We start from the raw sequence: 12,030 nt of genomic DNA, 5'->3' as shown, positions 1-12,030 counted from the left end.
TTTAGTGTCTGGTGGATTTGAGTTCCCGCCCGAGAAATAGGACGAGGACGGCCGCCGCCGCAAGACAACAGGCAAGCACGCCCATGCCAATCTGGAAACTGCCGGTGCTCTGCTTGATCCAGCCAACGAGATAGGGCCCGGCAAAACCGCCGAGATTACCGACGGAGTTGATCAGCGCGATACCGCCAGCTGCTGCGGTTCCCTGCAGGAAGACTGATGGCATGGCCCAGAAGGGTCCAAGGCTTGCGTAGATGCCGATGGATGCAAGCCCGAGGCAAAACAGCGCCACCAGATTGGATTGCAGATAGACGCTGCCGACGAAGCCGATGGCGCTGATGGCTGCGGCAATGGCCACATGCCAGACCCGTTCGCCCGTTTTGTCGCTATGCCTGCCCCAGAGCAGCATGGCCAAGGCGCTGACAATATAGGGAAGAGCGGTGATAAAGCCGACCTGCGTATTGGAAAAGCCCATGGCCTTGATCATCTGCGGCAGCCAGAGACCAATGCCGTAGAGCCCGATGACGATACCGAAATAGACGAGGCCAAGCAGCAGCACCCGCCGGTCGACAAGGGCGGGCCAGAGCCGGTGCTGGGTGCGTCCCGGATTGAGCTGGCGATCTTCTTCGAGCCTTTCCTGCACGATCCGGCGTTCCGTCAGGGTCAGCCATGGTGCCTGTGCTGGTCCGTTCGGCAGAAAGCGCAGCACGGCAAGGCCGAGCAGGCAGGACGGGAGACCTTCAATGATGAAAAGCCACTGCCAGCCTTTCAGGCCCCAGACATTGTCGATGCCGATAATCAGGCCTGACAGAGGAGCGCCGACGGCGCTTGCCAGCGGCACGGCAGCCATGAAAAGTCCGATGAATTTTGCCCGCTGGGCTGAAGGAAACCAGTAGGTGAGATAAAGGATCATGCCGGGAAGAAACCCGGCTTCGGCAACGCCGAGCAGGAAACGCAGGATGAAAAAGCTCCACGGCCCATGCACGAAGGCCATGGCGGCGGAAACCAGCCCCCATGTGATCATGATGCGGGCGATCCAGAGCCTTGCGCCGACTTTTTCGAGGATGACGTTGCTGGGCACTTCAAACAGGAAATAGCCGAGGAAGAATATGCCAGCGCCCCAGCCATAGACATATGGGGTCAGACCCACATCGTCATTCATGGTGAGCGCGGCAAAGCTGATGTTTACGCGATCGAGAAATGCCACGAGATAGAGCACCATCATCAACGGGATGATGCGCAGGCTTATCTTGCGGTACGGATCTACCTCGTCATTCAATGACATATTTGCCTCCCAGCACCAATATTACGATCCGCTGCTTCGTCGTCAGGCCAGATCGATCCCCTTTTTCTTATATTCATCCAGAACCATCTCGTTAATATCAGAGATGATCGCAATCCTGCCATTGCTTGGGTCGTTAATCCAGAACCGGGCCAGAAGCTTGATGCTCTTGTTTTCAATGCTTGCGGTATAGATCTGCGGCGGGGGTTCTTTCATCACGCGCGGCTGCTTTTGCACCGCTGCCAGAAAGATGCTGCGCGCCTCGTCGAGATCGGTGGTCGATGCCACGGTAATGGGAAACTCCAGCCGTATATTGCTGTTTGAGAGCGTCTCGTTGAAGATTGTGCTGTTGATCAGCGTATCGTTGGAAATCAGAACATCCAGCCCATCGGTCGTATGAATGGTCGTATAGCGAATGGTCATCTCGGTGACTTTACCGGTGATGCGGTCGCTGACCAGATTGTCACCAACCCGAACCGAACGCTCAAACAGCAGAATGAGGCCACTGATATAGCTCGCCGCCAGTTTCTGGAAACCGAGACCAAGCCCGATGCCGAGCGCACCACCGAAGGCGGCGAGGGCGGTCAGGTTGATCCCGGCGGTCGAGATGATGATCAGCGCGGCGATGATCCAGATCGTCACCGAGATGATACGCTCAAGCGCCAGCGCAAGATTGGGTTGCAGGCCGCTTCTTTTGTGCAGGTAGCGCTGTGATACCTCGGAAATCCAGATGGTGACGATGATGATGATTGCGGCGAAGAACAGGATGGTCAGGATCGCCAACACGCTGATCTTGGCATCGCCTATGGAATATTCCGTGTCGAAAAAGCTTTTGACCGTCTCGTTCCATTGCCCGAACAGATAAATAAGCACGGTCAACCAGAACACGACGGAAGAGCCGCGCAGGATGGAGCGCAAGGGATCATGGGGTTTGAAGATCAGTTCCACAATCGTCCCGACAATCCGCACAAGCAGGAATGACAGGAGTATGCCGCCAATGACGAAGATCAATGGATTGGCAAGCGTGCCATTGAAGGCTCGCATCAATCCGAACAGGATGAGGATGGTCAGGACGATTGTTGAAAGATAGTCGATTATAATTCTGATACGCGAGGTGATCGGCCGGATGCGCTTCAGACGCCGCGTGATCAGCTTGGCTATGACAAATGAAAGAACGAGAGCGCCGAGCGAAAGAAAGCCGGTAAGCGGCGTCTGGAAAATGACGTCAAGCGCGCCAGTGCCGAGGGCCGCAATCGCATCAGCCTCTTCTTTCTCCATCTTCCCCCCGAATGCATGAAGCCGCGGCATCGCCACAGATAAAGAATGTGATTACCGCCACATCTTGTGACATAAAATTCATTGCAAAAACAGATCATTCAGCCAAGGCTTGTTTGACTGTCTGGCTTGACAGTTTGAGGGAGAATGGCCTCCTTCACCACTGTCAAACGACAGTATGAATCTATGCCGGAAAAGGTGAGCAGGAATGAAAATCGCAGATATGAACTGGATGCAGGTGGAAGAACGTGTCGCGAAAGATGATCGCTGCATTCTTCCCATCGGCAGTGTCGAGCAACATGCTTATCTCAGCCTTGCCACGGATATGATTCTGGCGGAGAAGATTGCCGTCGATGCGGCGGAACCTTCAGGTGTTCCGGTTTTCCCTGTATTGCCCTATGGGCTCGCATCCTCGTTCATGGATTTTCCGGGGACGCTGACATTCAGTCTTGCCACCTATGCGCTTGTGATCCGCGATTTGCTCGCCAGCATGTATCGCAATGGTTTCAGGCGCATTCTGGTGGTCAACGGCCATGGCGGTAATACGCCTGCCGGAACCGTCATTTCCGAATGGCTGAACGATCATCCTGACGCCTCGGTCAAACTGCATGACTGGTGGCGCGCGCCGAAAACCTGGGCAAAGGTGATGGAGATCGATCCCGCCGCATCACACGCATCATGGATGGAGAATTTTCCGTGGACAAGGATTGCCGGAGCACCGGTACCGCAGGAGCCGAAAGAACAGATCGATTTTGGCGGGCTTGCCCGCGTCGATGCCCGCCGGAAACGCAAAATGCTCGGGGAAGGCAATTATTACGGGCTGTTTCAGCGACCCGATGCGGATTCGCTGTCGCTTTGGGACGTAGCCGTCGCTGAGACACGCGAGCAACTCGACAACGATTGGCACTAAGTCCTATTCGACCGGATCGTGGTTGCAGACGCAAATCTTGTTGCCATCGGGGTCGCGGAAATAATTGGGATGATAATGCAGGCGCAGGCTGGGCGGACCTTCGCAGCGCCCGCCATTCTCAAGAGCCAAGGCATGAATCCTATCGACAGTCGCCCGATCAGAGGCCAGAAACGCAATCATCTGGCCATTGCCTGAATGCGCTGCCTCGCCATCGAAAGGCACACCTAGCAGAAACAGCGGACGACCTCCGCCCTGTGGCTGCCAGCCAGCCCATGGTTTCGCGTGGTCGGAAAAGCGCAGCGGGTTGCCCAGCGCTTCCATGATCGGCGTGTAGAATGCGAAGCGCGCGCAAAATCATTCGTGCCGATGTGGAAGTGGGAAAACATGGATTTCTCCTTTGGCAGCCGCGCATGTCGCAATGCAGTCAGATTCGTATCAGGAAATTAGCATGACAGGCGTTGCGGGCAAGCGCGGCAATTGTGTATCGATGGTTTTGCCAATCAAAAGGAAATACAAATTGTCTTCAGCGACTTCTCCGGTTTTCAACAAGCCATTTTCAGCCCTGCTTTTCGATATGGACGGTACCGTCCTCAATTCGCTTGCTGCTGCCGAGCGTGTCTGGGGTGACTGGGCGCGCAGCAAAGGTCTTGATGTCGAAGCCTTCATGCCAACCATGCATGGTTCGCGCGGTGTCGATACGATTAGCCGTCTTGGATTGCCCGGCGTTGATGCCGTGGCAGAAGCCGCCGAAATTGAGCGGGCGGAGATTGACGACGTGGAAGGCATTGTTGCTATTCCCGGTGCTGTCGCATTTCTGAAATCGCTGCCGCCAGAGAGCTGGGCCATCGTTACATCGGCTCCGGCTCTGCTGGCAAAACGGCGTATGGAAGCGGCGGGAATTCCTTTTCCCGAGATTATGGTGACAGCCGAGGACGTATCGATCGGCAAGCCCGATCCGCAATGCTATCTGCTTGGCGCCAAGAAGCTTGGCGTCGACATTGCCGATTGTCTGGTTTTCGAAGATGCGCCCGCAGGAATTCAGGCGGGAGAGGCGGCCGGAGCCGAGGTGCTGGTGATAACGGCAACGCAGGTGCATAAGCTCGCCACGCAGCACGCAGCCATCACCGACTATAACGACATCACCGCCGAAATCGGCAATGATGGCAAAATATCGATTGTCAGAACATAAGTGTCAGTCAGCGCACAGACTGGGAGCCGATGCGCTGACTTGAATTTTGCGCCTAGATCGCGCCGGGGACGACGAGAACCAGCCAGGCGATAATGGGGCCGATGACCGCAATCAGCGCGCTGTAAACAAGCAGTTTGCGCAGGACGCTCTCCCGCTCGGCTTCCGGTGCATTGGCCACCACAAGCGCGCCATTGGTCGAGAACGGGCTGGTATCGACAATGGTCGTCGAGATGGCGATGGCCGAGACAACGCCGATGGCGCTGATATGCCCCTGCATCAGGAATGGCACTGCTAGCGGAATGATAGCGCCGAGCAATGCGGTTGACGATGCAAAGGCCGAAACGATGGCGCCGGTAAAGCACAGGAGCAGGGCGGCCAGAAGCGGCATGCCAAGGCTGGAAATCCCTGATGCTACGTAATCAACAGTCCCGGCCTTCTGCATGATGCCGACATAGGTGATGATACCGGCAATCAGAAGCACGGTTGACCAGCTGATCTTGTCGACAGCCGCCTTCTGGGTTTTCGGGGAAAACAGGGCGAGCAGGACAGCAACGGTTATCGCTACAAGCCCCACATTGAACTTGAACACCAGTGCGCCAACCGCAAGCGCTGTCAGACCGAGCAGCGTCAGCAGACGTTCGCTGGTCAAACTTTCGTTTGGGTTGATTGCCGCGCCGGATGGCGATGTGGCGGTGCGGTGATAGGCTGGTGAGGCCGGGGTGCCGCCATGGCCGACGATGGAACGCGACGCACCTGCCACATGGGTATCAGGATCAGGCCCGGATGCTGCCGCATGATCGCGCAGGCTTTTCCAGCCGCCAAAGATGAAGAACACCACAACGGCAATGGCAAGGTTAAAGAGCAGGCTCGACAGGAACAGGGTTGTCGGACCGTAGGGCAGGCCAGCTTTTTGTACGATCTGGTTGGTGATGCCACCATAGATGCTGATCGGCGAGAAACCGCCGCCTTGCGCGCCATGAATAACCATGAGGCCCATCATGACAGGGCTGATGCGGTATTGCGCGGCAAAGCGCAGTGCGACAGGCGCAAGGATGGCGCAGGCGGCGGGGCTCAATCCGCCAAAGCCGGTGATAACAGCGGCGACAAAAAACATCACCCAGGGGATGAGCGCCATGTGTCCGCGAACAAGCCGCACCGCCCGCTCGACAAGCCAGTCGATAGTGCCGTTGTTCTGGGCAATGCCGAAGAGGTAGGTGACACCAACCAACGTCAGGAACAGATCGCTGGGAAACCCGGCAAAGATGTCATTGGATGACATTCCCATGATCAGCGAACCGACCACAAAGGCGGCGGCAAAGGCCAGCGCGCCCATGTTGATCGGCAGCATCGTTGCGATAACGAACATGGCAATCAGTACAAGAATAGAGAATATCTGGATATTCACGATAAAACCCTCCCTCTGCGGCGCGCTATAAGCGGCCGCTTTTTCAGTTCGTGTTGTGGCGTAAGCTCCCCCCTACGCCCTTGTTCCCGCCGTCATCTGCGCGATGAGGGCGTCATGGATCAGGCATTTGCGCTAATGGCATAGAGATTGCCATATTGCTCGCGTAAAACGTTTTTCTGCACCTTGCCCATGGTGTTGCGGGGCAGGTCCTCGACAAAAATGATCTGTTTGGGCTGCTTGTAGCGGGCGAGCCGGTTTTGCAGCGCATCGAGAATGGTCTGTTCGCTGAGATCAGAACCGGCTTTTTTGACGACAATAGCAGTCACACCCTCGCCGAAATCCGGATGGGCGACGCCAATGACGGCGCTTTCGACAACGCCTGACAGTTGATCGATCTCGCTTTCAACTTCCTTCGGGTAAATGTTGTAACCTCCTGAAATAACAAGGTCTTTACCGCGTCCGACGATGTGTACATAGCCGCGTGGATCGATCTTGCCGAGATCGCCGGTAATGAAAAAGCCGTCATCACGGAATTCCATCTTTGTCTTTTCGGGCATACGCCAATAGCCTTTGAACACGTTCGGTCCCTTGACCTCGATCATGCCGGTTTCATCGGCTGGTAGGGTTACGCCGGTTTCCGGATGGGTCACCCGCACGGTAACGCCGGGGAGCGGGAAACCGACAGTTCCGGCAATCCGGTCCCCGGCATAGGGATTGGAGGTGTTCATATTGGTTTCGGTCATGCCATAGCGTTCAAGAATGGCTTGACCCGTGCGCTCCTGAAATGCCCGGTGGGTGTCGGCGAGCAAAGGCGCAGACCCTGAAATGAACAGGCGCATGGCTTTGACAGCATCGTGGGTCAGCCCTTCATTCTGCAAAAGCCTGACATAGAAGGTGGGAACACCCATCATCGCCGTTGCACGCGGCATGAGAGACAGGATTTCCGCCGGATCGAATTTTGGCAGCAGGAACATCGATGCGCCTGACGTCAGGATAACGTTGGTTGCAACGAAAAGCCCGTGGGTGTGGAAGATCGGCAAAGCATGGATCAGTCGGTCTTTCGCGGTGAACTGCCAGTGATCGCGCAATGTCAGGGCGTTGGAGAGGAGATTGTCGTGGGTCAGCATCGCGCCCTTGGACCGGCCTGTTGTACCCGACGTATAGAGGATGGCGGCAAGATCATCCGCTGCACGCGTGGCATCGACAAAGTCTGGGGATTCGCCCTTTGCCAGTTCAAGGAGCGAGCCGCCATGATCATCAAGCGTCTCGACTAACGCACCATATTTCGAAGCAACGGCTTTGATGCCTTCGGCAGCTTTCGGCGTCACCACAACGAGGCGCGGCTCGGCATCGCTGATGAAATAATCGAGTTCGGCCAGCGTATAGGCGGTGTTCAAAGGCAGATAGACAGCGCCGCAACGGATACAGGCGAGATAAAGCATCAACGCTTCAGGGCTTTTCTCCACCTGCACCGCGACCCGGTCGCCGGGGCGAATACCCAGCGTATCGATGGCACCGGCGATCCGGCCTGACCATTGCAACATGTCACCATAGGTCCATGTGCTGCTATCACCGGTTTCAATGAACACGGCAGCCTCAGCCGGAATGGAATGCCTGATAGCATCAAACAGATGGTTGCTCATGAACTCAGTTCCTTGCTGCTTGCCTTGGTCTTGTCTTGCTCTTTGGGCGGTGTCGCGCGGGCAGGTTTTTCGCTGCGCAACAGTTTGCGGATGGCTGGTGCCGCGACGATTTCGCCGCGCTGGGCAAATGCCTCGTGGTTGGTTTCAATATCATCAAGTTTGTAGAGATAATTGACCATCAACCCATGTGCCTGCCTGATGGCGCGGGGCGAGCGGTCGGCAAGAAAATTGAGCCGTTCCAGCCGCGCACCATTGCCGAGGTGGAACCGCGCAACCGGATCAATGGCGCGCCCATCGGGTGTTCGTCCGCGCAGGAAATACCAGGCGGCGGCGGGCAGCAAGGCTGTTTTTACAGCCGTGGTCTTTGCCGGGTCATCGGACCAATCGGCGTCATCCAGAGCGGTGAGGGCAGCCTTGTCTTCGACCGACAGCACATCGGAGTCGTCATTGCGCCGCTCGCGTCCCAGCCAGTTGGCAAAGCCCGGCACGGGCGAAAGTGTGACAAAGGTATCGAGCTTGGGAAGATCACGGCGCAAATCCTCCACCACCTGCTTGATGAGGAAATTACCGAAGGAAATGCCGCGCAAGCCGACCTGACAGTTTGAAATGGAATAGAAGACAGCAGTACGGGCGTCCTGTGCCTGAATGGGGGCACGTTTCTCATCCAGCACATCCGAAATGGTCTCGGGGATGGTTTTGGTCAGCGCCACTTCAACGAAGATCAGTGGATCATCGGGAAGCTGCGGATGAAAGAAGGCAAAGCAGCGCCGGTCAGTTGGTGCGAGCCGGCGGCGCAACTCGTCCCAATCGTGGATCTCATGCACGGCCTCGTACTGAATGATCTTTTCAAGGATTTGCGCGGGCGTGGACCAATCAATCGGGCGCAGGATGAGAAAGCCGCGATTGAACCATGAGGTGAAAAGGTGGGCAAAATCCGCATCTACAGCTTCAAGATCAGGTGTGTCGGCCTTGAGTTCGAGCAGCCGTTCCCGCATGCCCACGAGCGTGGATATGCCCTTGGGGGCAAGGTTCAGGCGGCGGATCAGTTCCTGCCTGCGCGGTTCGGCGGCCTCGTGCAGTTGCAATACTGTCTTTGCAGTGCGTTCGGCACGATAGGTGTCGATGGCCTTTTCGAGCTTATCGGAATCCGGTCCGAACCTATCGGCGAGGAGCAACATGAAATCGCGCTGCTGTTCATCATTCAGGCGGGACCATTGCTGCAGGATTTCCGCGGCCAGCGCCATGCCTGAAGCTTCACCGCGACTGGACAGCAGCATGGTGCATAGCCGTTCAAGACCGGCGAGGCCCGATGGCAGTTTCTCCGTGCGCGGTGAAAACGAAAGCAGCTTGCGGCCACGTTCGGTGATCGTCTGCACCATGTCGCTGAAGAAGGATGTACCGGTCATTGCAGAACTCCAGTTCCAAGGATGGATCGGGCAAAGCATGCAGGTTTGTCAGGTGGCGGTTATCCGGCGTTGCCGACCGCATTGCATAGTATAGCCGATCCGGTGTGATAGCGCTTCTGCGATACTCCCTTTCGCATGCGTCAGATTATTCGTTTGTTCCAATACCTCTTACGGGATGGTATATAATGTTTGAGCTTTCTTGTATGTAATGTCAACTATCTTGTATACAAGAATTGGAATATTGCATTTTTGAGGGATCATGGCCGAAAATATCGTGCAAGGACTGCGGGACGAAATCGAGAACGGTATTGTCACAAACCAGTTCGCTCCCGGCGAAAGGCTGGATGAGATGCAACTGGCAAAGCATTTCGGTGTTTCGCGCACGCCAGTGCGGGAAGCCCTGATGCAACTGAGTGCCATCGGGCTTGTCGAGATTCGCCCGCGGCGCGGCGCAGTCGTTGTGGAGCCCGGTCCACATCGCATTTACGAGATGTTCGAAGTGATGGCCGAGCTTGAAGGCATGGCGGGTTCTCTGGCCGCGCGTCGCCACACGGATGAGGACCGGGCCAACCTTCTGGCCGCCCACGCCCAGTGTACACAGTCTTCCAATGCCGAAGATACTGACACGTATTACTATGACAATGAGCGGTTTCATCAGGCTGTTTATACGGCCAGCCACAGCAGCTTCCTGATTGAGCAATGCCTCGCGCTACATCGCCGGTTGCGGCCATACCGCAGACTGCAATTACGGGTGCGCAACCGGATGATCACATCGTTCAACGAACATGCAGCTATTGTTGAGGCGATCCTTTCGGGTGATGCCGAGGCCGCCCGCACGCATCTGCGCCAGCACATTGCGGTGCAGGGGGACCGTTTCAGCGATCTCATTGCCACGCTGGCGGCGCAGCGCAAAAACGGTCAGGCGACCGGGTAAGGGCCCTTATCGAACGTCTGCCCGTGATACCCTTTGCTGCCGATTGCGCGCGCCAGCGGGCTGGCAAAATCCCGCCCGTTGCGTAGACTTTCGAGGACATGCCGGAAATCATATTTCGGCTGCCAATCCAGTTCCGCAATCGCCCGCTGATTGACGTAAACGCGGTCCAGACTGGCAGGCAATTGCCATTTGCGGTTGGCATAAAGCGCGTCGCATTCGGGAAAGAGCCGCCGCACCACATCCGCAGCATTTTCCCGAAGCAGTGCCAGATCGCTGCGCGAAAAGGGTGTCGTTGCGGAGATAATGTATCGGCCAAAACCAATGCCGTGCGCTTTGCGTGCCGCCTGAACATGGGCGCTCACCACATCCTCCACGTCGACACGGCGGTTGAGCAGTTCGTTTGCCTGTACGTTCGCTGGCTGGAACTTGTCCCGCACTGTTGCGTCATCATCCTCTTCGGGAAAGAAGCGGGATGTACGCAGCACGATCACCGGCAAGCGCTCCTTGCGGAAAAACAGGTGGCACAGATCTTCCGCAGCGATCTTGGTGACGCCATAAATATTCTTGGGAACCGGCGTGACATCTTCGGTGATCCACGCCGCTGGCTCGCCAGCGGCAGGGGTAAGGGCCGCACCGAATGTGCTTGTGGTGCTGGTGAAGACGAAGGCATTGACCCCGGCAGCCAGAGCTTCTTCGAGCAGGATCAGCGTGCCTGTAATGTTGGTATCGATAAAATCCTGTTTGGAATGGGTGGCGACATGCGGTTTATGCAGTGTTGCCGTGTGCATCACCGTCTGAACGCCCTTCATGCAGGCACGAATAAAAGCCCGGTCGGTGATTGATCCGATGCTGTCGGTGAATGGCGACGATTTGACGTCGATGCCTCGCACGGACTCGCCACCCTCACGCAGGCTGCGCATGAGGGCTTCACCCAGATGACCGGCACTCCCTGTAACGAGAATTGTCATCATAATATTCCCTGAATCACGTTTTATGTGTCCAAGTTTAGTAAGCCTTATTGAAAATAGCTATCGTGGGATCAAACGAAAAAGGGGAGGAGCGCATGTACGGATTGATCGGGAAAATGCAGGCTGTTGCGGGGAAGCGTGATGAACTGCTCGGCATTATGCTTGCTGATGTTTCGGAAATGCCGGGCTGTCTGAGCTATGTGATTGCCACGGACCCCACGGATGCGGATGGTATCTGGATCACCGAGGTCTGGGATAATCAGGAAAGCCACCGCAATTCGCTGGCGCTGGCATCGGTACAGGCGACGATTACCAAAGCCCGCCCGCTTATTGCAGGCTTTTCCAATCACACGGAAACTGTTCCCATAGGTGGACTTGGTCTGAACGCATAAAAGTGCTGAATGACTGGCGGCAAGTTGCGGGTATCTTGCCGCCAGCATTCAAACGGGGCTGTTAAACCTTACCGCCGTTTTTCTTGCAATCGCTGCGGAACTTGTGGCGTTCCTTGCCATGCAGACCCTTGGCATCAGCCTGAGCCGAGCACGCCTTTGAAATGGCCGTCTTGGCAGGCGTGGTTGCGGTCGTTGCCTTTTTCATCATGGTGGTGGCTGGCTTGGTCGTAGCTGCCGGGGCCGTGGTGGTTGGTGCCGGTGCCGTAGTGGTTGCTGCTGGCGCTGTTGTGGCTGGAGCCGCAGTCTGTGCCATAGCGCTTGTGCCTACGAAGGCAAGGATCGCGCCGGCGGCGAGGGTGGCAACTAATTTCATGGTCGTTTCCTTTGAGTTACAAACCGGTTTTGTAGCGCGTTGCGAAAATGATTCTTGTCACGCTACGGTTGCACCTGAGCACTGCTTGCATTTCGCCAAGTCCTTGCAAATCAACAGGATGCAGGGGACTATGCGTCATGCCAGCATTGCTCAAGCGCGAGATTATTGGCGGACCGTGTTTTCTTTGTGTGCGCGAATGTTAAATTTGTTTAACCGGCGGGACACAATTCTTGATCGCTTGACGGTAAAAAATCAC

12 protein-coding genes are annotated in these 12,030 nt (G+C 56.2%); 4 read left to right on the top strand and 8 right to left on the bottom strand.

Features of this window, described 5'->3' with window-relative positions:
* Window position 1: 1 nt before the first annotated feature.
* Window positions 2–1,282 (bottom strand): MFS transporter, encoded by a 1,281-nt coding sequence (locus BLU05_RS01985; RefSeq protein ID WP_091877456.1) that lies wholly within the window; start codon window positions 1,280–1,282, stop codon window positions 2–4.
* Between the two features lie 42 nt (window positions 1,283–1,324).
* A complete protein-coding gene (locus tag BLU05_RS01980; protein WP_175540504.1) occupies window positions 1,325–2,557 on the bottom strand; it encodes a mechanosensitive ion channel domain-containing protein in 1,233 nt (410 codons plus the stop codon).
* 205 nt (window positions 2,558–2,762) lie between these two features.
* Here BLU05_RS01980 and BLU05_RS01975 point away from each other — a divergent pair, with 205 nt between their 5' ends.
* Window positions 2,763–3,464: a creatininase family protein gene (locus BLU05_RS01975; RefSeq protein ID WP_091877452.1), complete on the top strand. Its 702-nt coding sequence runs from the start codon at window positions 2,763–2,765 to the stop codon at window positions 3,462–3,464.
* 3 nt (window positions 3,465–3,467) lie between these two features.
* On the opposite strand, the gene BLU05_RS01970 is transcribed toward BLU05_RS01975, so the two are convergent.
* Window positions 3,468–3,785: a VOC family protein gene (locus tag BLU05_RS01970; protein ID WP_244518106.1), complete on the bottom strand. Its 318-nt coding sequence runs from the start codon at window positions 3,783–3,785 to the stop codon at window positions 3,468–3,470.
* 196 nt (window positions 3,786–3,981) lie between these two features.
* Here BLU05_RS01970 and BLU05_RS01965 point away from each other — a divergent pair, with 196 nt between their 5' ends.
* Window positions 3,982–4,653, top strand: a complete 672-nt coding sequence (locus tag BLU05_RS01965; RefSeq protein WP_091878403.1) for an HAD family hydrolase — start codon at window positions 3,982–3,984, stop codon at window positions 4,651–4,653.
* Window positions 4,654–4,705: 52 nt separating this feature from the next.
* On the opposite strand, the gene BLU05_RS01960 is transcribed toward BLU05_RS01965, so the two are convergent.
* The 3 genes from BLU05_RS01960 to BLU05_RS01950 all read right to left on the bottom strand — a co-directional run bounded on the left by BLU05_RS01960 (window position 4,706) and on the right by BLU05_RS01950 (window position 9,107).
* The gene (locus BLU05_RS01960) at window positions 4,706–6,058 is read right to left on the bottom strand and encodes an SLC13 family permease (protein WP_091877451.1); all 1,353 of its coding nucleotides are present in this window, start codon (window positions 6,056–6,058) and stop codon (window positions 4,706–4,708) included.
* Between the two features lie 119 nt (window positions 6,059–6,177).
* Window positions 6,178–7,701: a malonate--CoA ligase gene (locus BLU05_RS01955; RefSeq protein WP_091877449.1), complete on the bottom strand. Its 1,524-nt coding sequence runs from the start codon at window positions 7,699–7,701 to the stop codon at window positions 6,178–6,180.
* Window positions 7,698–9,107 carry a malonyl-CoA decarboxylase gene (locus BLU05_RS01950; protein WP_091877447.1) on the bottom strand — a complete coding sequence of 470 codons (1,410 nt, stop codon included), beginning with the start codon at window positions 9,105–9,107 and terminating at the stop codon, window positions 7,698–7,700. The genes BLU05_RS01955 and BLU05_RS01950 overlap by 4 nt, the downstream gene beginning before the upstream one ends.
* Window positions 9,108–9,366: 259 nt before the next feature.
* On the opposite strand from BLU05_RS01950, the gene BLU05_RS01945 reads away from it, so the two are divergent.
* A complete protein-coding gene (locus tag BLU05_RS01945) occupies window positions 9,367–10,041 on the top strand; it encodes a GntR family transcriptional regulator (protein ID WP_091877445.1) in 675 nt (224 codons plus the stop codon).
* Here BLU05_RS01945 and BLU05_RS01940 read toward each other — a convergent pair.
* On the bottom strand, window positions 10,026–11,009 hold the full coding sequence (locus BLU05_RS01940; protein WP_091877443.1) for an NAD-dependent epimerase/dehydratase family protein: 984 nt from the start codon (window positions 11,007–11,009) through the stop codon (window positions 10,026–10,028). The two genes, BLU05_RS01945 and BLU05_RS01940, sit on opposite strands and share 16 nt — an antisense overlap.
* A 95-nt stretch (window positions 11,010–11,104) precedes the next feature.
* Here BLU05_RS01940 and BLU05_RS01935 point away from each other — a divergent pair, with 95 nt between their 5' ends.
* On the top strand, window positions 11,105–11,401 hold the full coding sequence (locus tag BLU05_RS01935; RefSeq protein WP_091877442.1) for a putative quinol monooxygenase: 297 nt from the start codon (window positions 11,105–11,107) through the stop codon (window positions 11,399–11,401).
* Between the two features lie 61 nt (window positions 11,402–11,462).
* Here the strand turns inward: BLU05_RS01935 and BLU05_RS01930 are convergent, their stop codons facing one another.
* A complete protein-coding gene (locus BLU05_RS01930; RefSeq protein ID WP_091877440.1) occupies window positions 11,463–11,774 on the bottom strand; it encodes a PsiF family protein in 312 nt (103 codons plus the stop codon).
* Window positions 11,775–12,030: the final 256 nt, after the last annotated feature.

The organism is Phyllobacterium sp. OV277 (genome assembly GCF_900104355.1).
Classification (GTDB): Bacteria; Pseudomonadota; Alphaproteobacteria; order Rhizobiales; family Rhizobiaceae; genus Phyllobacterium.
Note: the sequence above shows the minus strand (reverse complement) of the source record. Positions and strands in the feature narration are given on the sequence as shown.

Bases quoted from the DNA above. Each gene is read 5' to 3' on its own strand.
- BLU05_RS01985 (WP_091877456.1), bottom strand. From the start codon at position 1,282: ATGTCATTGAATGACGAGGTAGATCCGTACCGCAAGATAAGCCTGCGC.
- BLU05_RS01980 (WP_175540504.1), bottom strand. From the start codon at position 2,557: ATGGAGAAAGAAGAGGCTGATGCGATTGCGGCCCTCGGCACTGGCGCG.
- BLU05_RS01975 (WP_091877452.1), top strand. From the start codon at position 2,763: ATGAAAATCGCAGATATGAACTGGATGCAGGTGGAAGAACGTGTCGCG.
- BLU05_RS01970 (WP_244518106.1), bottom strand. From the start codon at position 3,785: ATGGAAGCGCTGGGCAACCCGCTGCGCTTTTCCGACCACGCGAAACCA.
- BLU05_RS01955 (WP_091877449.1), bottom strand. From the start codon at position 7,701: ATGAGCAACCATCTGTTTGATGCTATCAGGCATTCCATTCCGGCTGAG.
- BLU05_RS01950 (WP_091877447.1), bottom strand. From the start codon at position 9,107: ATGACCGGTACATCCTTCTTCAGCGACATGGTGCAGACGATCACCGAA.
- BLU05_RS01945 (WP_091877445.1), top strand. From the start codon at position 9,367: ATGGCCGAAAATATCGTGCAAGGACTGCGGGACGAAATCGAGAACGGT.
- BLU05_RS01940 (WP_091877443.1), bottom strand. From the start codon at position 11,009: ATGACAATTCTCGTTACAGGGAGTGCCGGTCATCTGGGTGAAGCCCTC.
- BLU05_RS01935 (WP_091877442.1), top strand. From the start codon at position 11,105: ATGTACGGATTGATCGGGAAAATGCAGGCTGTTGCGGGGAAGCGTGAT.
- BLU05_RS01930 (WP_091877440.1), bottom strand. From the start codon at position 11,774: ATGAAATTAGTTGCCACCCTCGCCGCCGGCGCGATCCTTGCCTTCGTA.